The following is an 18,238-nucleotide window of genomic DNA, read 5'->3' as shown; positions in this document are numbered from 1 at the left end:
CCCGGCCGGCCGGCGGGGGCCATCAGGCCGGGCTCTCCTCCTCCGGCGGCACCTCGTCGTCGCCGCGGGTGGCCGCGGTGCCGGTGTCCTCCGTGCCGGTGGCGCCCTCGGGCAGGTCGGCCGCCGGGTTCAGCGCGGGGTCCAGGTCGCGCGGCGTCGTGGACGTCGGCCCGTCGCCGCCCACGCCCGGGATCGCGTCGGCGCCACCCGGCGAGGGCTCGGGCGGCTCGGCCTTCGGGGTGGGGGCCGGCGGCAGCGCGTCGCCCTCCACGTCGGTGGCCTCGTTCTCGGGGTCGGCGGACTTCTCGGGGTCGCTCATCCTGCCGCAGTATCCGGAAAGGCCCGGTCCACCCTCCTCGGCCGGTGCGGGCCTGGAGGCTTCAGCTGGGGCGGCGCACGGCGAGCAGCGTGGTGTCGTCGTCGCGCTCGCCCGGCACGGCGTCGACCAGTCGCGCCGCCCACACCTCGGGGCAGTCGTCGCCGCTCGGGCCTGATCCGCCGGCCCGGCGCAGCAGCTCCTGGGTGGTGGCGAGATCGCGCCCGCGCCGCTCGACGAGGCCGTCGGTGTAGGCCAGCAGGGTGCCCCCGGGCGGCAGCTGGGTGAGGATCGGCTGGGCCGTGCCGCTGCCGATGCCGAGCAGCGCGCGGCTGGTGCCCTCGAGCACCCGCGACCCGCCGTCGCCGAAGAGGATCGGTGCCGGGTGACCGGCGTTGACGATCTCGACCGCGCCGGTGGCGGGGTCGACCGCGAGCACCAGGACGGAGGCCACCTGGTCGCCCATCAGACCGGCCATCATCCGGTCGAGGAGGTCGAGGGAGTCGCCGACGCTCAGGCCCGCGAACAGGTAGGCCCGCAGTGCGGTGCGCACCTGGCTCATCGCCGCCACGGCGTCCACGCCGTGCCCGGCGACGTCGCCGACGACGAAGGCGATGCGGCCGTCGGGCAGCTCCTGGCAGTCCCACCAGTCGCCGCCGAGTTGGTACTCGTTGGCGGGCTCGTAGGTGGCTGCCACCTGCAGCCCCCGCACCTCGCTCACCGCCTCGCCCACGATCGAGCGCTGCAGCGACTCGGCCACCACCACGTGCTGGCGGGTGCGGTGCGCGAGCAGGCCCGCCGCGTGGGCGCGCAGGCTGTTGGCGAGGTCGAGCTTGTAGCTCGGCCAGGGGATGCTCTGACCGCGCACGACCTCGCGCCACTTGTCGAAGGACTTGCGCGGCGAGAGGCGGATCTCGTCGCCCTCGCGCTCGTAGAGCTTGGCGTTGGCGGGGTCGCCGCCCCAGGTGACGACCTGCTCCATCTCGGGGCGGTACCACGCCAGCCAGCGGTTCTCCGACGTCCCGACGATCAGGCAGCCGGCCGCCACCGAGGCGTGCTCGGCGAAGGAGGGGTCGAGGGAGGCGAGGTGATGGCTCGCCGCTGCCTCGCCGTCAGGGCGCCGCAGCTTGAGGGCGATCTGCTGGCACACGTCGTGCGGTGGGATCGTGCCGGCGCTGGTGATCACGCCGTCGAAGTTGAGCGCGATGCCGGTGGCGCCGAGAAGCTCGCGCGAGCCGGGGTGCTGCACGAGCTCCTCGAGCAGCTTGTCGCCGGAGTCGACCAGGGCCTTGGTGACCTTGGTGAGCAGCGCCGTGTGGTGGTGCATCTTCTCGCGCACGTCGTTGCGCTCGCGCTCGGCCATCATCTGCGAGGCGATCTGGCCGAGGAACTCCGCGGCCGCACGCGCCTCGTGGCTGGGCCGGTGCGGGCCGGAGTAGTGGTGGCACGCGATGAGGCCCCACAGCTGGCCGTCGACGATGAGCGAGACCGACATCGACGCGGTGACGCCCATGTTCGACAGGTACTCGACGTGGATCGGCGAGACGCTGCGCAACGTCGAGAACGACAGGTCCAGGGGCTCGCCCGAGCCGGGGTCGTGCACCGGCACGATCGGCACCGGTGTGTAGGAGATGTCGGAGATCAGCCGGATCCAGTTGACCGTGTAGAGGCGTCGCGCCTGGGCCGGGATGTCGGTGGCCGGGTAGTGCAGCCCGTAGAAGGAGTTGAGGTCCTCGCGCTTGTCCTCGGCGATCACCTCGCCGTTCCAGTCCTGGTCGAAGCGGTAGACCATCACCCGGTCGAAGCCCGTGGTGCCACGGATCTCCTGCGCGAGTCGGTCGGCCAGCTCCGCCACGGTGCGGGCGTCGACGAGGCGGGCCATGGCCCCGCGCGCCGAGGTGTAGGTGAGTGCGCTGCGGTCGTCGGTGAGCGTCTCGAGCTCGACCACCACCCGCTTGCCCGAGCGGTGGACGGCGATGTCGCACACCTCGCCGCGCAGGATGCCGGAGTCGGTGGTGTCGGCCTCCACGGTGGGGATCGCGGCCAGCAGGGGGGCGCCGCGCACGGCGTCCACGTGGCCCATGATGCGCTCGGCGAGCTGCTCGCCCAGGACCTCGGCGAGGGTGAGTGACGTGGCCTCGTCGGCGGGGATGCCGAGGTGGGCGGCGGCGTTGGCCGAGGCCATCACGATCTGGCCGGACGTGTCGTCGACGGCGAGCAGCACGCCGTGGGGCTGGATGGCGCCGGGGATGTGGATCGGCTCGGCCTCGCAGGTGTCGAGGTCGACCGGTGCGTAGGCGGGGGTGTGCGCGGCTGGATCGCCGAGGGTGTCGCCGGAACCGGCGGTGCTGGTCGTCTCCACGGTGGCGGCCCACCCTCCTGGGCGGCTACGGCCCATGCACGTCTGCTTGGCCCCGGGGGTGGGGAGCCTCCGGCGACGCAGTCCGAGGGGCGTGCCACGAGGCTAACTGACGCGCGTCAGCAGTTCCACTCAAGGAATTTCGACAACAGAGGCGGAGGTCCCGCCATCTGCTACTCCTTGTACCCATGGCCGGATCGCGCGGTGGGAGGAATCCTCGATTCTTCACCCCGCAGGGCCGTTTGCTGGACCTCCCGCCGCCCTGGCACCCGGCCCGTCGCGAGGTGCTGGGCGAGGTCGCGAGCCGCTTCCCGACGGGCGTCGACCTCGGCTGGCGCGAAGTGGATGCCGTGCTGCGCGCGGCTTTCGACGATCACGCCTCCCTGCGCCGCGCCCTCGTGGACGACGGCCTGCTCACCCGCTCCGGTGACGTCTACCGTCGTCCGGCCGATCCCGACACCGGGCCCGGCCGGGCATCGAGCGGAGCGTGACCTCGCCGCGACCGGGTGCAAGGCTGCGCCGATCCCGCAACAGGTCGAACCTGCCGATGTGGCGGGTGAGGACGCCTCAGGCCTGCAGGTCGCGGACGTCGCCGGCGTCCACGATGCGGTAGGCGTAGCCCTGCTCGGCCAGGAAGCGCTGGCGGTTCTGGGCGAACTCGGCGTCCACGGTGTCGCGGGCGACGATGGTGTAGAAGTGCGCGACCTTGCGCTCGCCGTCGGGGCCGGGGTCGCCGGGGCGCAGCAGCCGCCCGAGACGCTGGGCCTCCTCCTGGCGTGATCCGAACGAGCCCGACACCTGGATGGCGACCTCGGCGCTCGGCAGGTCGATGGAGAAGTTCGCGACCTTCGACACCACGAGCAGACCGATCTCGCCGGAGCGGAAGCCGTCGAAGAGGCGCTGACGCTCCTTGACCGGTGTCTGACCGGTGATCACCGGGGCGTCGAGCTTCTCGGCGAGCTCCTCGAGCTGCTCGAGGTACTGCCCGATCACCAGCGTCGGCTGGCCGGCGTGCCGGGCCACGAGGTCGCGCACCACGCCGACCTTCTCCGGCGTGCAGGCGGCGAGCCGGTAGCGCTCCTCGGCCTCCGCGGTGGCGTAGACCATGCGCGAGTGGTCGGGCAGCGACACCCGCACCTCCACGCAGTCGGCCGGCGCGATCCAGCCCTGCGCCTCGATGTCCTTCCACGGCGCGTCGTAGCGCTTGGGCCCGATGAGGGAGAACACGTCGCCCTCGCGGCCGTCCTCGCGCACCAGGGTGGCGGTGAGGCCGATGCGGCGGCGGGCCTGCAGGTCGGCGGTCATCCGGAAGATCGGCGCGGGCAGCAGGTGCACCTCGTCGTAGACGATGAGGCCCCAGTCGCGGGCGTCGAAGAGCTCGAGGTGCGGGTAGACGCCCTTCCGCTTGGTGGTGATCACCTGGTAGGTCGCGATCGTGACCGGCCGGATCTCCTTGACGGTGCCGGAGTACTCGCCGATCTCGTCCTCGGTGAGCGAGGTGCGCTTGACCAGCTCGTCCTTCCACTGCCGCGCGCTCACCGTGTTGGTGACCAGGATCAGCGTGGTGGCGCGCGCGTGGGCCATCGCCGCCGCGCCGACGATGGTCTTGCCCGCACCGCAGGGCAGGACGACGACGCCCGACCCGCCGTGCCAGAACGACTCGGCCGCCTCGCGCTGGTAGTCGCGCAGGCCCCAGCCGTCCTCGGCGAGGTCGATGGGGTGGGCCTCGCCGTCGACGTAGCCGGCGTAGTCCTCCGCCGGCCAGCCCAGCTTGAGCAGGGCCTGCTTGAGGTTGCCCCGCTCGGAGGGGTGGACGGCGACCGTGTCGTCGTCCAGGCGGGAGCCGAGCATGCCGGCGATGCGCTTGGCGCGCAGCACCTCCTCGAGCACCGGCCGGTCGTTGCTGGCCAGCACCAGCCCGTGCACCGGGTGCTTCTCCAGGCGGAGCCGGCCGTAGCGGGCCATCGTCTCGGCGACGTCGACCAGCAGCGCGTGCGGCACCGGGTAGCGCGAGTAGGTGAGGAGCGTGTCGACGACCTCCTCGGCGTCGTGCCCGGCGGCGCGCGCGTTCCACAGGCCCAGCGGGGTGAGCCGGTAGGTGTGGATGTGCTCGGGGGAGCGCTCGAGCTCGGCGAAGGGGGCGATCGCCTTGCGGCACTCGGCCGCCTGCTCGTGGTCGACCTCGAGGAGCAGCGACTTGTCGGACTGCACGATGAGGGGGCCGTCGGTCACCGCTCTACCTTAGGTCGCCGACCCCAGCCGCCCGCGGCCTCTCAGAGCGGGGTGACGCGGCTGATGCGGTGCACCGCGTAGCGGCGCTCGGCGTCGGGGTCGTCGAGGGCGGCGTCGCGATCGCGTGCGACCAGCCGCCCGCCCTCCACCTCCAGCGGCAGCACCTCGCGCTCATTGAGCACGCCCTGGTGGTCGGTGAAGCCGATGAGCACCGCGCTGTGGCGCTCGACCGCCTCGCGCAGCGCCGACAGCACCGCACCTCCGGGCGCGGAGGCCGTGGCCGGCCGCTCGCGGGCCTCCGCGTCACCCTCGCGCAGGGCGCCGACGGCCACAGCCACCTGCGCCGAGCGCCGTGCCGCCGCCCGTGCCGGCGTCGCGCTGCCGCGGCTGCGGTCCGACCGCGCGCGCAGCGGCTCGCTGCCACCCACCCGGACGACGCCGTCCGGCCCCTCGACCACGGGCGCCAACCCGAGCTCGCGCAGGCGCGGCAGCAGCAGGTCGATCGGCACGGGGGAGACGAGCACGGTGGGAGCGATGCGCTGCAGCCCGAGGCCCTCGGCGCGACCGTCGTTCTCCAGCGCGGCCAGCGCGGCGGCGTCCTCGCTGCGCACGAAGCTGGATGCCATGCCCACGCGCACGGTGCCGAAGGCACGCTCGACGTCGTCGATCAGGTAGGTGAGCGGTTGCGGCACGGGAGTGCGGGAGCAGGCGAGCACGAAGGCGTGGAGCTCAGCGGCCGTCCAGCCGGAGTCGAGCGCGCGGCGCACGGACGCCTGGGTGAAGCGGTAGACCGTGGCGCCGCCGTGCGACTCGATGTCGGCCACCTGCTGCAGCCGCCGCGCGAGGTCGGGCTCCAGGGGGCCCGGCGCCACGGCGGTGAGGTCGGCCTGCAGCAGCACGTGGTCGACCGGAGGCGGCAGCGCGGCGGCGAGCACCGCGGCGGCGTCCTCGCCCTCGATGAGCGCGCGCCCGTGCGCGGAGAGCACGTCGGCGCCGGTGATGCCCAGCACGGCGGCCTCCGCCACCGCCCAGGCCACCAGGTCGCCCCGGGTGCGTGGACGACGCGGGCGCAGCCACGCGACGCGGGCCAGCAGCGAGGGGAGTCCGGTGCCGGCCGCCAGACCGTGCCCCTCGGGGAGGTCGGCCATCACCTCCAGCGCCATGCGCTTGGCCTCCGGCATGCCCGGTGCCGCGAGCTCGGGGCTCAGGGCGTTCCAGGGTCGCTGGTCGGGGCCGCGCTCGCCGACGAGGGAGGGCAGGCGCGCGCTCTCGAGCCAGGCGTGGGCGAGCGTCGTCCACCGTGCGGCGGTGCCGAGATCGCGCCAGCGGTCGAACTCGTCGGTGGGCACCCACACGGGGTTGCCGTCGGCGTCGGCCCGCGTGCCCACGAGGCCCGCGGCCGCGGCGACCTCGACGACGAGCGCCGCCTCGGCCTCGCCGACGCCGAGCAGGGTCGCGGTGGCCTTGAGGTCGCGCACCCCCAGGCCGGTGGTGCGCAGGTTGCCGGCGGGGCGCTCGCCCCAGGTGTCGAGCAGCGTCTCGACCCGGCGGACGACGTCGGTGGCCGCGCCGGCCGCGGCGCTCGCGCTCAGCCGCGGCGAGCGCGGCTCCGAGGCCACCGGCGGGAGCTCGTCGATCGCCCGGCTGGTCGTGCGCCCGCCCCGCAGCGCGAGCCCGACCTCGCCCGGCACGAGGAGCAGGCCGGGGTTGAGCGATCCGCCCGGCACCAGCAGGCGGTGGGCCAGCAGCAGCTCGGCGGGCGTCTCGGCGTCCTCGGGGCGCAGCCCGATGCGGGCGCTGCCGGAGGTCGCGGTGCCCCCTTGGTCGACCACGTGCTCGATCAGCTTGCGGGCCGGCTCCGGCAGCACGTCGAGGACGGCGGTGACCGCGGCGAGGTCGTCGGGGCCCGTGGTGTCGCGGTGCTCGGCCGAGCGCGGCCGCAGGGCGCTGAGCCCGACGTCGGGGCCGCCGGTCAGCGCCTCCGACACCGCCGTGAGCGCCCGCAGCCCCTCGGGCGAGGTCCAGGCGAGGGCGAGGTCGACGAGGCGGACGAGGGCGGCCCGCACGAAGGCGGGCTCGGCGCGCACGATCGCCACGAGGCCGTCCTCGGTGGTTTGGCCGGCGACGACCAGGGCATCAAGCACCAGAAGCTCGCCCCGGGTGAGGTCGTCGAGCGCGCGTGCGATCGAGCTCCTCACCGCGGCCCGCGACGCGAGCTGTCCGAAGTCGTGAGGGGTGGGAGTGGCCAGGTCGGGGCGCAGCGTCAACAGCTGCTGCAGGCGCTCGTCGTCCCACGAGCGCAGCTGGTCGGCCAGCGACCGGTGCCCGCGCGGTCCGTCTCCCACGGCCACCAACGTACCGGTCGCGCCGCGGCGGTGGACGCGGTGAGCGCACCGCCACGCGTCGAGCTCCACCACGGCGCCGCCACCGACGTCGGCCGCGTGCGCGAGGCCAACGAGGACGCCTACCTCGCCGACCCGCCCGTCTTTGTGGTCGCCGACGGCATGGGCGGGCACGACCGCGGCGACGTCGCGAGCAGCATCGTCGTCGAGGAGTTCTCGCGCCTGGCCGCCGAGGGCTACGACGCCGCGCGCGGCGCCGAGGCGATCGCTGCGACGCTGCGCGAGGTCGAGACCCGCATCCATGCCTTCGACCTCGAGCAGCGCAGCACCGGGGCCGGCGACACCTTCTCGGCCGGCACCACCGCCGTCGCCGCCCTCCTGGTCGACGGCGAGGCCGGGCCGTGCTGGCTGCTCGCCAACGTGGGCGACTCCCGCATCTACCGCTTCGACGGCGACGTCCTCGAGCAGGTGAGCGTCGACCACAGCCTCGTCCAGGAGCTCGTGGACGCCGGCCAGATCACCGCGGCCGCCGCCGCGATCCACCCCAGCCGCAACGTCATCACCCGCGCCCTCGGCGGATCCGCCCTGCCCGGCGCCGTGAGCGGTGAGGCCGACTACTTCCTGCTGCCACTCGCGGCCGCCGAACGGCTGCTGCTGTGCAGCGACGGCGTGAGCGGCATGATCGACGACGACACCATCGCCGAGGTGCTGGCGCACCACGACGACCCGCGCGACGCCGCCGAGCGGCTGGTCGCCGCCGCCGTCGAGGCGGGCGGTCGTGACAACGCGACGGCCGTCGTGGTCGATGTGGTGGGATTGACGACCTCCGATCCGTACGATTCCGCCGCGCAGCGCGTGAGCCTGGAACGAAAGCTGGGAGCCCTCCCATGAGCGAGCCGACGTCCGACGCGAGCCCCGCCGTCCGCTGGTCGCACCGACCGGGCTCCTGGCTCGGTGTGGTCGGTGCCCGCACGGCGGTGCTGCTGCCGCCCGAGGAGAAGGATCGTGCCGCCCGGCTGTGGGCGCTGGTCGACGCCGACGCCGATGTCGACGCGGTGCTCGACGCCCTGCTCGCCGCCGGTCTGAGCGGCCTCGCCGACTTCGCGCTGCTCGGGCTCGGCGACGCCGACGTGCGGGTGCTCGTGCGCGGCGAGCGCCTCCGGGTGGAGGGCAGCGACGCCGACGGCTCGCCGGTCGTGCTCACCGCCGGCGCCGGGCGCACCTGGGTCGAGCAGCGGCTCGCCCTCGACGCGCCGCTGGGCGTCGTCGCCGACACCGGCGACGAGACCGCTGGCGCCGACGGCGCGGATCTGCCGCTCGCCGGGGGCCTGGTGCGGCTCGCCCGGCTCGACCGGCCCGCGCGGCCGGTCGCGGTCGCTCCGGGCGCACCCGTCGAGATCGCGGCCGCGGCCATCGCCGGGTCCGGGCCGGTCGCGAGCGCGTCGGTCGAGGAGCCCCAGCCGGCGGAGCAGCCCGCGATCGAGCAGCCTGCGATCGAGGAGGTCGCGATCGAGGAGCTCGCCACCGAGCTGATCGACCTCGATGCCGATGCCGATGCCGACACCGACGACGGCGCCCACGACGGCGCTGGGCCGGTGCCGGCCCCCACGGTCGACCCCGCCATCGACCCGCTCACCGACCCGCTGCCCGACGTCCTCGCGGCCGGCCCGGCCGCCGACCTCGGCAGCCCCGCGCCCGACCCCACGCCCGAGGAGGCCGACACACCAGCGGTCCCGCTCGATATCCCTCCGGCACCGCCGGCGCCCCCCGCGCCGCCGCTGCTGCCGGGTCCGCCGCCCGCGCCGATCGGGCCCCCGCCGCCGGCTCCGCCGCTGCCGATCGGCAGCTGGGAGTCGACACCGCTGCCCGAGGCCACCCCCTTCGACGTCGACCACGACGGTCACACCTCCGCGGGCTCGCGACCCGCGTCGGTGAGCGCGACGGGGCCGGCAGCCGCCGAGACGGTGGCACCCGGCGCCGGCGCGCCCAGTGGGCCGCCGGCCGGCCCTCCGGTGGCCCGGCTCCAGATCTCCGACGGCCAGAGCGTGGTGGTCGACCGGGTCGTCATCATCGGCCGCGCCCCCGAGGCGCGGCGGTTCAGCCCGAGCGAGCAGCCGCTCCTCGTCAGCGTGCCGAGCCGCCTGCACGAGATCTCCTCGACCCACGTCGAGGTCCGCCCCGGCGCCGGCGCCGACCACGGGTCCGCGGTCGTCACCGACATGGGCTCGACGAACGGCACGGTGCTCACGCAGCCGGGACTGCCCGCGGAGACCCTGAAGCCCGGCGTCGCCGTGCAGCTGATCCCCGGTGCGGTGATCAACCTCGGCGACGGCATCACCATCCAAGTCGTCCGCCCCTGACGCCGGCCACCGCCCGACCGCGCATCACCGACGAAGAGACCGCCACCGTGTCCGACCACGTCCCACCCGCCCGCCCGGCCCGCAGCACCGCCTCGAGCCTCGTCCCGGCCGACCTCGAGCGTCGCTTCGGCGCGCTCGTCCTCGACCGTGTCCTCGGGTGGGGGCTGGTCGCGATCATCACGGCGGTGGCGGCGGTGCTGGGCGATCTCGGTGCCGGCGCCTGCGTGCTCGTCGCCCTCGGCTCGCTCGTCGTGGTCGGCACCGTTTCCGGGGTGCTGGTCGGCACCGCCGGCACCACGCCGGGCAAGGCGCTGCTCGGCCTGCGGGTGGTCGGTCGCGACGGCCGCCCGATCGGCGTCCTCGCCGGCCTCGGGCGCACCACGGTGCTCGGTCTCGCCGGCCTGCCGACCGTCGGCCTGGGGTGGGCGACGCTGGCGTGGACCGTCGCCGCCGATCCCACCCGCCAGCGCCGTGGTCTGCACGACCGCATCGGCGACGCCGTCGTCGTCGACACCCGCCCGCAGGTCGAGGCCGTCGAGGTCGAGGACGACGCCCCCGCCCCGATCGTCAACCTCACCGCCATGCGCCTGATGCCGGTGGAGCCGGCCCCCGCGCCCGCCGCCCAGCCGGTCGTCGAGCCTGCCGCCCGGCCGGCCCCCGCGACTGCCGCCCGGCCGGTCGCCGAGCCGGCTGCCGTGCCCGTCGCCGCGCCGGTCACCGCACCGCCGCCCGCGCGGATCCCGCCGCCCGCGCCCGCCGCGCCTCCGGCACCTGTGCCGCCCGCGGCACCGCTGCCGCCCGCGGCCGAGCGCACCCGGATCCGGGCCGCGGCGCCGGCGGCACCGGTCGGTGCGGCCCCGCCGGAGGGCCGCCGCCGGGCCGTGTGGCGGGTCAGCTTCGACACGGGCGAGCAGTTCGCGGTCGAGGGCCTCGCGCTCGTCGGACGACGACCGGAGCCGCGCCCCGGCGAGCCGGTGCGCCACCTGGTGCCGCTGCCCTCGGGCGACATGTCGGTCTCCAAGACGCACGCGCAGTTCCAGGTGGCCCCCGACGGCGCGCTCGTGGTGATGGACCGCGGCTCCACCAACGGCTCCGTGCTCGTGCGCAAGGGCGTCTCCAAGCCCCTTGCGCCCGGGCGCCCGGCGACCCTGCTCGACGGTGACGTGGTGCGCTTCGGCGACCGCACGATGACGGTCAGTCGCGGCTGAGGGTCACCGTCGGTCGGTGCGCAGCAGACCGTAGATCGTGGTGTCGCCCCAGCTGCCGTCGTCCTCGAGGTAGTCGCCGCGCAGGTGCGCCTCGTGGCGCATGCCGAGGCGCTCGCAGACCACGGCCGAGGCGAGGTTCGCCGGGTCGAGACGGGCGATGAGCCGGTGCAGCCCGAAGTGGTCGAAGGCGAGGTCGACGAGCGCGGCCGCCGCCTCGCTCGCGAACCCGCGGCGCTGGGCCTGCGGCGCGATCACCCAGCCGACCTCCGCCATCGCCGGGCCCGAGGGCCCCTCGCCGACCCCGCTCCCGGCGCCGACCAGGCGCAGCAGCAGGTCGCCGACCAGGCGGCCCTCGTGCTCCACCGCCAGCGCCAGCATCTCGCCGTCCGCGCGCGGGTGCGTGGACGACGCCATCCGCGCGACCCGCTCGGCCGCCCCCGCGGCGTCCAGGGTCGGGAACGGGAGGAACCGGGTGACGGCCGGATCGGCGCAGTAGGCGGCGATCGCATCGGTGTCGGTCAGCGTCACCGGCCGGAGCACGAGGCGCTCGGTGCGCAGGGGCAGCGGGGGAGGAGGGAGGGCCGAGAGCGCCGCACCGGTGGTCATGCAGGCGAGGCTACGATGTGCGGCGCGCTGTCCGCTCGGGCAGCAGCAGGGGCCCGCGGGGCGAGTGAGGAAGGTCGAGTCGGTGCCGACTGGCAAGGTGAAGTGGTACGACGCTGAGAAGGGCTTCGGCTTCCTCTCCCAGACCGACGGTCCCGACGTGTACGTGCGCTCCGACGCCCTGCCGGAGGGGGTCAGCACCCTCAAGGCCGGCACCCGCGTCGAGTTCGGCATCGCCCAGGGGCGCCGCGGCGAGCAGGCACTGCAGGTGCGCCTCGTCGACGCCCCCGCCTCGGTGGCGCGCAACCAGCAGGCGGCGCGACGCAAGAAGCCGGAGGAGATGGTGCCGATCGTGGAGGACCTCATCCGCCTCCTCGACGGCGTCGGCGAGACCTACCGCCACGGCCGCCACCCCGAGCGCCGCACGGCCCAGCCGGTGGCCAAGCTGCTGCGCGCGCTGGCCGACGAGCTCGAGCTCTGAGCCCTCCCCGGGAGCCGTCGGGCCTCAGGCCACGCGCCCGGACGCCGCGGTGCGCGGGCGTCGTCCACGCTGGGGGGCGCTGCGCAGCACGAGTGCCGCCCACACGCCCAGCAGGGCCGCGGCGAACCCGAGGCCGAGGTCGTTGACGGCCGGGTACGACAGGACGACGCCGAGGAAGCCGCCGATCACCCAGGCGATCTGCAGCGTGGTGTCGCCCTTGGCGAAGGCGCTGGCGTGCGCGCGCACCGGCACGTCGGTCTGGATGGTGGAGTCGAGCGAGACCTTGGCGAGGTACTGCATGAGGCCGACCGTGAGGCCGAGCGCCATGAGCGGCAGCAGGCTGTAGAAGAGCGTGGCCACCACGAGCGCCGCGATGTCGGCCAGCAGGGCCACGACCACCATGATCCGCGGTTCGATCCGCCGTGCCAGCGAGGCCACGACGATGCCGAGGGTGTTGCCCAGGCCCGCGGCGCCGATCACCAGACCCACCAGCAGCGTGGAGCGGGTGGTGCTCTCCCAGCCCTTCAGCGGCTCGGTGGCCAGCACGAAGGTCATGAACATCGTCAGGAATCCCGAGAGCAGGCGCGGGCCGCAGTTGGCCCGCAGCGCGAAGGAGACCCGCGGCGGCAGGCCGACGCGTCGCTTGCCGGTGGCGGTGGTGCGCGGCTCGTCGATCGACAGCTCGCCCGCGGAGGCGTCGACCCGCGCGGGCAGCAGGATCGCGGCGACCGTGCCGAGGCAGAAGACGAGGAAGGCGTAGCGGCAGGCCCACTCCGGCCCGAGCAGGTAGGCGCCACCGGCCAGGGGTGCCGAGACGGCCGCTCCCACGACGCCGGACAGCGCCACGCGGCCGTTGGCCTTCATGAGCGTGATCTCCTCGGGCAGCAGCCGCGGCACCGCGGCCGCCTTCGCCACGCCGTAGGCCTTCGACGACACCAGCACGCCGAGGGCTGAGACGTAGAACCACGGCGAGCCGTCGTTGATGGTGCCGGCCAGCACCCAGCACAGGAACGCCCGGAGGGCGAAGGTGCTGCCGATGGCCCAGCGTCGTCCGTGGCTGAACCGGTCGAGGAACGGCCCGATCAGCGGCGCGACGATGGCGAACGGCACCATCGTCAGGCCGAGGAACAGCAGCACCGGACCCCGCTCGCCGCTGGTGGCGCCGGCGAAGAAGATCGTGCCGGCCAGGGCGATGGCGAAGGCCGAGTCGCCTGCCGCGTTGGAGGCGTGCAGCTCGATGAGCCGGTTGAGGCCGGAACGCTCGGCACCCTGGGCGCCGGCCGCCTGGCGGGCGCGCCGCACGGTGGCCCGGCTCGCGCGCCCGGTGGCGGTGGCCGCGGTGCGCAGACCGCGGGCGGTGGCCGCGACGCCCGAACCGAGCGCGTCCGTGCGCGTGCGGCCGTCGCTGGGTCGCTCGGGGGACTCCTCGGGACTCACAGCCCCCATCTTGCCTGGTGCCCGGGTCCCTCGCCCGGGCGCGCGCCGCGCGTCCGCCCCGGCCCCCGGCGTGACGCGACGATCCGCGATGGGGGATGCTGTGCGTCGTGTCCACCCTCGAGCGCAAGCTGATCGACGCCGTCACGGCGGAGGCCGTCGACATCGCACGGTCCGCCCTCCTCGAGGAGGTCGACCTCGCCGACGTCGGCGAGCACCTCGGGCACCAGGTCGACGGCCTGCGCGTGGTCACCCACCTCTTCGACTGCCGGCGCCGCGGCTACGTCGGCTGGCACTGGGCGGTCACCCTCACCCGCGCCTCCCGGCAGCGCGAGGTCACCGTGGTCGAGGTCGTGCTCCTGCCCGGCGAGCGTGCCATCGTCGCGCCGGCCTGGGTGCCCTACCGCGACCGGCTGCGCCCCGGCGACCTCTCGCCCGGCGACCTCCTCCCCGTCGAGGACGACGACCCGCGCCTCGTGCCCACCTACTCCTTCGGCGACGACCCGCTCGACGCCGACGAGAAGGCCCAGGTGCGCACCGTCGCCAAGGACCTCGGTCTCGGCCGCGTGCGGGTGCTCTCGCCGGAGGGTCGCGACCGCGCCGCCGAGCGCTGGTTCGACGGCGACGCAGGCCCCGAGGCGCCGCTGGCCAAGGCCGCGCCCCACCAGTGCTTCTCCTGCGGCTTCCTCGTGCGCCTGGCCGGCCCGCTCTCGGAGATGTTCGGCGTGTGCGCCAACGGCGACGCCAACGACGACGGCCGCGTGGTGGCCTTTGCCCACGGCTGCGGCGCGCACTCGGAGGTGCGACTCAGCAAGCGCCAGCTCACCCAGCCGCCCGCGCCGCCGGTCGTCGACACCGTCAGCGACGAGGACCTCGAGACCTTCTAGCTCTAGCTCGTCCTAGCTCGATCCGGTGGCGGGGGCGTCCAGCACCCACACCGCGTAGGAGTCGTCGGCGGGGCGCAGGTCGTAACCCCCGAAGTGGTGGACGACGCGCAGCCCCGCCGCCGCCACCTCGCCGCGGAACTGCGCGGGCGAGCAGTCGCGCGCCGTGCTGGGCCCGCCCTCGAGGTGGAAGCCCACCAGCACGCGGCCTCCCGGCGCGAGCAGCTCGCGCAGGCGTGCCAGCACCGCGACCTCGGTGCCCTCGGCCACGAACGTGAGCACGTTGCCCACCGCCACCACGAGGTCGAAGCTCGCCGGGCCGCCGGCGTCGGTGAGCAGGTCGGGGGTCAGCTCCAGGATCTCGTGGGGCAGCACCGCGAGATCGGGATAGAGCGTGCGCGAGCGGGCGACGAGCACCGGGTCGGGCTCGGCGGCCACCACGCGGTGCCCGCGGCGCCGCAGCTCGGCCCCGATGCGACCGATGCCCGAGCCCGCGTCGAGCACGGCGCCGCCGCGGGGGAGCAGGACGTCGGCCAGGCGGGCCTCGCCCACCACGTCCTCGCCGTCGGCGATCAGCTGCTCGAACCGGTCGGCGTAGCCGTCGCCCCGCTCGGTGTCGAGCACCCAGCGGGTGGGCGGGAGGGGTGCGCCGTCGCCGCTCACGCGGTGGGGCCGGGGTGGCCGGTACCGGCGTCGGCGCCGGCGGCGATGCGGGTGGCGCGACGGCGCTTGCAGTACTCGATGCCGAGCAGGCCGAGGCCCACGCCGGTGAGGCACATCCACAGCAGCCAGGTGTGGCCCTCCTCCTCCAGGCGCCCGTAGAAGGGGAGGAGTGCGAGGAAGGCCAGCGCGAAGACGCCCGTGCCGACCTGCACGGTGCGCACGCCGTCGACGTCGAGAGGCTCGACGGGCGCGATCAGGTAGGTGCGCCGACCGATCTCGTGCTGGGTCGGCTGGTCGTCGCGCAGGTCCACGCCCCGATCCTAGCCGCGGCCAGCGGCGACGGGCAGGGGCGGGAATAGTTAGCCGGGGTAACGAGTTCACCTCCACGTGAGTCCCGTCGACGCCGCCGCCCGCGCCCCCCGGCGCGCACCCCTGCGCGAGGGCCTGGCCACCGAGCTCCGCTTCACCGTGATGCGCCTGCGGCGCCGCCTGCTGGCCGAGCGGCACCCCGACAACGACCTCAGCGCCTCCTCGATGGCGGTGCTCTGGGCGCTGCACCGCGAGGGCGACCTCACCGTCGGCGCCCTGGCGGCCCGCGAGCGCGTGCGGCCGCCGAGCATGACGCGCACCCTCGACGGCCTCGTCGAGGGTGGCCACGTCGAGCGGCGCGCCCACCCCGACGACGGCCGCCAGGTGCTCGTGTCGCTCACCGAAGCCGGTCGCGGCGTCGTCCAGGCCGACGCCGGACGACGCGACCGCTGGCTCGCACGCCACCTCGACGACCTCACCGCCGACGAGCGCGCCGCGCTCCGGGCGGCCCTGCCGATCCTGCAGCGCCTCGCCGACGCCGACTGACCACCCGCCCGCCCCCTGTCGAAGGAGGAACCACGAGTCCCCGCTTCCGCTCCCTGTCCCATCCGAACTACCGCCTCTACTTCGCCGGCAGCGTGGTGTCGAACACCGGCACCTGGATGCAGCGCGTGGCCCAGGACTGGCTCGTCCTGACCATCCCCGGCAACGGCGGCACGGCGCTCGGCATCACCACCGGCCTGCAGTTCCTGCCGGTGCTGTTGCTGTCGCCGTACGCCGGTGTCGTCGCCGACCGGCTGCCCAAGCGGGTGCTGCTGCAGGTCACCCAGGCGGTCATGGCCCTCGCCGCACTGGCGCTGGGCGTGATCGCGGCCCTCGGTGTGGCCCAGACCTGGCACGTCTACCTGCTGGCCCTCGTCTTCGGCGTCGGCTCGGCCTTCGACGCCCCCGCGCGCCAGGCCTTCGTCTCCGAGATGGTCGGGCCCGACGACGTCGCCAACGCCGTCAGCCTCAACTCGGCCGCCTTCAACACCGCCCGGCTCGTGGGGCCGGGCATCGCGGGCCTGCTCATCGGCGCCTTCGGCGGCGGGATGCGCGCCACCGGCTGGGTCATCCTCGTGAACGCGGTGTCCTACCTCGCCGTCATCGGCCAGCTGCGCCGCATGGACGTCGACGCCCTCCACTCACCGCGACCCGCGGGCCGTCAGCCCGGGATGCTCCGCGCCGGCGTGCGCTACCTGCGCACGCAGCCGACGATGCTGATGATCCTGGTGCTGGTGTTCTTCGTGGGCACCTTCGGCATGAACTTCCAGATCACCTCCGCGCTCATGGCCACCGACGTCTTCGGCAAGGGCGCTGAGGAGTACGGCGTCCTCGGCTCGGTGCTCGCCGTCGGCTCGCTCACCGGCGCGCTCCTGGCGGCCGGTCGCACCCGGATCCGCCTGCGCCTGCCGATCCTCGCGGCGGCGGCCTTCGGCGTCCTCGAGGTGGTGGCCGGCCTCGCGCCGAGCTACCTCACCTTCGTGCTGCTGTGCCCGCTGCTGGGCCTGTCGGTCATCACGGTGATGAACTCCTGCAACGCCCTGCTCCAGACCAGCGCCGACCCCCTCATGCGCGGGCGGGTCATGGCGATCTACATGACCATCATCATGGGCGGCACCCCGCTCGGCGCCCCGCTGATCGGGTGGATCGGGCAGGCCTTCGGCGCCCGGTGGACCCTCGTGGTCGGCGGCGCGCTGGTGCTGGTCGGCGTCCTCGCCGCCGTGGCCCTGCACCGCACGCTCACCCGCGCGGACGACGCCCGCCCGGCGAGCGCGGACGACGCGGGCGCGCACGGTGCTGAGCACGGTGTCGCGCAGGGCGTCGAGCAGGGCGTCGAGAGGGCACTGGAGCCCGCTGTCAAGCGGTGACGCGCCCATTTTGACCGGGTCTGAGGGGGCCGGTAGCCTCGTCGCTTGTGTCTGGGTGTTCCCGGCACGTCGAGCATGCCCTCTCCATCGTCTCGCCCTGAGGCGGTCGCGCCGCGCGCGGCCCTCGATCGCGAGCCGGCCCGGATGAGCCAGCACAACGGCACGTAGCAGCAACGCAACACCTCCGAGCCCGGCAGATCGCCAGGCCGTGAAGCAGACGAAAGAGTGAATCACCAGGTGCCCACCATTCAGCAGCTGGTCCGCAAGGGCCGCCAGGACAAGGTGTCGAAGACCAAGACGCCTGCCCTGAAGGGATCGCCGCAGCGCCGAGGCGTCTGCACCCGCGTCTACACCACCACCCCGAAGAAGCCGAACTCCGCCCTCCGCAAGGTCGCCCGCGTGCGCCTGTCGAGCGGCGTCGAGGTCACCGCCTACATCCCGGGTGAGGGTCACAACCTCCAGGAGCACTCGATCGTGCTCGTCCGCGGCGGTCGTGTGAAGGACCTCCCCGGTGTCCGCTACAAGGTCATCCGCGGTGCCCTGGACACCCAGGCCGTGAAGAACCGTAAGCAGGCTCGCAGCCGCTACGGCGCCAAGAAGGAGAAGAGCTGACATGCCGCGCAAGGGCCCCGCGCCGAAGCGCCCCATCGACGTCGACCCGGTCTACGGTTCGCAGCTGGTCAGCCAGCTGGTGTCGAAGGTGCTCCAGGACGGCAAGAAGCAGGTCGCGCAGCGCATCGTCTACGCCGCGCTCGAAGGCACCCGCGAGAAGACCGGCACCGACCCGGTGATCACCCTCAAGCGCGCGCTCGACAACGTGCGCCCCGCGCTCGAGGTCAAGTCGCGCCGCGTCGGTGGCGCCACCTACCAGGTCCCGGTCGAGGTCAAGGGCAACCGCGGCACGACCCTCTCCCTGCGCTGGCTCGTGGGCTACGCCCAGCAGCGTCGTGAGAAGACCATGGCCGAGCGTCTGCAGAACGAGATCCTCGACGCCGCGAACGGCCTCGGTGCCGCGGTGAAGAAGCGCGAGGACACCCACAAGATGGCCGAGTCCAACAAGGCCTTCGCTCACTACCGCTGGTGATCTCCCCGGCCGGGGCCCCCCCCGCGGGCCCGGCCCGCCCCCGGCTCCAACCC

The 18,238-nt window shown here is 74.6% G+C and carries 18 protein-coding genes; 10 read left to right on the top strand and 8 right to left on the bottom strand.

All coding sequences use genetic code 11. The annotated features are described in order from the left end of the window. Nucleotides 1–22: 22 nt before the first annotated feature. Both ACERUN_RS09975 and ACERUN_RS09970 read right to left on the bottom strand, forming a co-directional pair. On the bottom strand, nucleotides 23–319 hold the full coding sequence (locus ACERUN_RS09975; RefSeq protein ID WP_370289766.1) for a hypothetical protein: 297 nt from the start codon (nucleotides 317–319) through the stop codon (nucleotides 23–25). A 61-nt stretch (nucleotides 320–380) separates the two neighbouring features. Beyond that, complete coding sequence (locus ACERUN_RS09970; protein WP_370289765.1) at nucleotides 381–2,678, bottom strand: SpoIIE family protein phosphatase; 2,298 nt, start codon at nucleotides 2,676–2,678, stop codon at nucleotides 381–383. A 239-nt stretch (nucleotides 2,679–2,917) separates the two neighbouring features. On the opposite strand from ACERUN_RS09970, the gene ACERUN_RS09965 reads away from it, so the two are divergent. Beyond that, nucleotides 2,918–3,166 carry a DUF2087 domain-containing protein gene (locus ACERUN_RS09965; protein ID WP_370289764.1) on the top strand — a complete coding sequence of 83 codons (249 nt, stop codon included), beginning with the start codon at nucleotides 2,918–2,920 and terminating at the stop codon, nucleotides 3,164–3,166. Between the two features lie 76 nt (nucleotides 3,167–3,242). Here the strand turns inward: ACERUN_RS09965 and ACERUN_RS09960 are convergent, their stop codons facing one another. Together ACERUN_RS09960 and ACERUN_RS09955 are read right to left on the bottom strand one after the other, a co-directional pair. After that, complete coding sequence (locus ACERUN_RS09960) at nucleotides 3,243–4,907, bottom strand: DNA repair helicase XPB (protein ID WP_370289763.1); 1,665 nt, start codon at nucleotides 4,905–4,907, stop codon at nucleotides 3,243–3,245. A gap of 41 nt (nucleotides 4,908–4,948) precedes the next feature. Next, on the bottom strand, nucleotides 4,949–7,252 hold the full coding sequence (locus tag ACERUN_RS09955) for a helicase-associated domain-containing protein (protein ID WP_370289762.1): 2,304 nt from the start codon (nucleotides 7,250–7,252) through the stop codon (nucleotides 4,949–4,951). Between the two features lie 39 nt (nucleotides 7,253–7,291). Between ACERUN_RS09955 and ACERUN_RS09950 the strand changes: the two genes are divergently transcribed. Genes ACERUN_RS09950 through ACERUN_RS09940 form a run of 3 tightly spaced genes read left to right on the top strand, consistent with a single transcriptional unit; the run spans nucleotide 7,292 to nucleotide 10,817 of the window. Beyond that, entirely contained in the window at nucleotides 7,292–8,140 is an 849-nt protein-coding gene (locus ACERUN_RS09950; protein ID WP_370289761.1) for a PP2C family serine/threonine-protein phosphatase, read from the top strand. Continuing rightward, a complete protein-coding gene (locus tag ACERUN_RS09945; protein ID WP_370289760.1) occupies nucleotides 8,137–9,609 on the top strand; it encodes a hypothetical protein in 1,473 nt (490 codons plus the stop codon). The genes ACERUN_RS09950 and ACERUN_RS09945 overlap by 4 nt, the downstream gene beginning before the upstream one ends. A gap of 47 nt (nucleotides 9,610–9,656) precedes the next feature. Next, entirely contained in the window at nucleotides 9,657–10,817 is a 1,161-nt protein-coding gene (locus ACERUN_RS09940; RefSeq protein ID WP_370289759.1) for an RDD family protein, read from the top strand. A 3-nt stretch (nucleotides 10,818–10,820) separates the two neighbouring features. Here the strand turns inward: ACERUN_RS09940 and ACERUN_RS09935 are convergent, their stop codons facing one another. Further along, the gene (locus ACERUN_RS09935; protein ID WP_370289758.1) at nucleotides 10,821–11,423 is read right to left on the bottom strand and encodes a GNAT family N-acetyltransferase; all 603 of its coding nucleotides are present in this window, start codon (nucleotides 11,421–11,423) and stop codon (nucleotides 10,821–10,823) included. Between the two features lie 82 nt (nucleotides 11,424–11,505). On the opposite strand from ACERUN_RS09935, the gene ACERUN_RS09930 reads away from it, so the two are divergent. Continuing rightward, entirely contained in the window at nucleotides 11,506–11,901 is a 396-nt protein-coding gene (locus ACERUN_RS09930) for a cold-shock protein (protein WP_370289757.1), read from the top strand. A 24-nt stretch (nucleotides 11,902–11,925) separates the two neighbouring features. Here ACERUN_RS09930 and ACERUN_RS09925 read toward each other — a convergent pair whose 3' ends face one another. Further along, a complete protein-coding gene (locus tag ACERUN_RS09925; protein WP_370289756.1) occupies nucleotides 11,926–13,338 on the bottom strand; it encodes an MFS transporter in 1,413 nt (470 codons plus the stop codon). 107 nt (nucleotides 13,339–13,445) lie between these two features. On the opposite strand from ACERUN_RS09925, the gene ACERUN_RS09920 reads away from it, so the two are divergent. After that, nucleotides 13,446–14,222, top strand: coding sequence for a DUF3027 domain-containing protein (locus tag ACERUN_RS09920; protein WP_370289755.1), 777 nt, complete (start codon nucleotides 13,446–13,448; stop codon nucleotides 14,220–14,222). 12 nt (nucleotides 14,223–14,234) lie between these two features. Here ACERUN_RS09920 and ACERUN_RS09915 read toward each other — a convergent pair whose 3' ends face one another. After that, nucleotides 14,235–14,882, bottom strand: coding sequence for a class I SAM-dependent methyltransferase (locus tag ACERUN_RS09915; RefSeq protein ID WP_370289754.1), 648 nt, complete (start codon nucleotides 14,880–14,882; stop codon nucleotides 14,235–14,237). Then, entirely contained in the window at nucleotides 14,879–15,193 is a 315-nt protein-coding gene (locus tag ACERUN_RS09910; protein WP_370289752.1) for a DUF2530 domain-containing protein, read from the bottom strand. The genes ACERUN_RS09915 and ACERUN_RS09910 overlap by 4 nt, the downstream gene beginning before the upstream one ends. Before the next feature lie 76 nt (nucleotides 15,194–15,269). On the opposite strand from ACERUN_RS09910, the gene ACERUN_RS09905 reads away from it, so the two are divergent. The 4 genes from ACERUN_RS09905 (at nucleotide 15,270) to rpsG (ending at nucleotide 18,185) form a co-directional block, all read left to right on the top strand. Next, entirely contained in the window at nucleotides 15,270–15,737 is a 468-nt protein-coding gene (locus ACERUN_RS09905) for a MarR family transcriptional regulator (protein ID WP_370289751.1), read from the top strand. Further along, complete coding sequence (locus ACERUN_RS09900) at nucleotides 15,641–17,101, top strand: MFS transporter (RefSeq protein WP_370289788.1); 1,461 nt, start codon at nucleotides 15,641–15,643, stop codon at nucleotides 17,099–17,101. Before ACERUN_RS09905 ends, ACERUN_RS09900 begins: the two co-directional genes overlap by 97 nt. 237 nt (nucleotides 17,102–17,338) lie before the next feature. Next, on the top strand, nucleotides 17,339–17,713 hold the full coding sequence (rpsL, locus tag ACERUN_RS09895) for a 30S ribosomal protein S12 (RefSeq protein ID WP_203048413.1): 375 nt from the start codon (nucleotides 17,339–17,341) through the stop codon (nucleotides 17,711–17,713). A gap of 1 nt (nucleotide 17,714) precedes the next feature. Further along, nucleotides 17,715–18,185, top strand: a complete 471-nt coding sequence (rpsG, locus tag ACERUN_RS09890; RefSeq protein ID WP_370289750.1) for a 30S ribosomal protein S7 — start codon at nucleotides 17,715–17,717, stop codon at nucleotides 18,183–18,185. Nucleotides 18,186–18,238 lie beyond the last annotated feature (53 nt).

It is taken from the genome of Nocardioides sp. (assembly GCF_964229035.1).
Classification (GTDB): domain Bacteria; phylum Actinomycetota; class Actinomycetes; order Propionibacteriales; family Nocardioidaceae; genus Nocardioides.
The sequence above is the reverse complement of the archived record's forward strand: the minus strand, read 5'-3'. Positions and strand labels throughout refer to the sequence as shown.

What these genes read in the sequence shown, in the direction of transcription:
- ACERUN_RS09935 (WP_370289758.1), bottom strand. Translation starts at nt 11,423, where the DNA reads ATGACCACCGGTGCGGCGCTCTCGGCCCTCCCTCCTCCCCCGCTGCCC.
- rpsG (WP_370289750.1), top strand. Translation starts at nt 17,715, where the DNA reads ATGCCGCGCAAGGGCCCCGCGCCGAAGCGCCCCATCGACGTCGACCCG.
- ACERUN_RS09945 (WP_370289760.1), top strand. Translation starts at nt 8,137, where the DNA reads ATGAGCGAGCCGACGTCCGACGCGAGCCCCGCCGTCCGCTGGTCGCAC.
- ACERUN_RS09975 (WP_370289766.1), bottom strand. Translation starts at nt 319, where the DNA reads ATGAGCGACCCCGAGAAGTCCGCCGACCCCGAGAACGAGGCCACCGAC.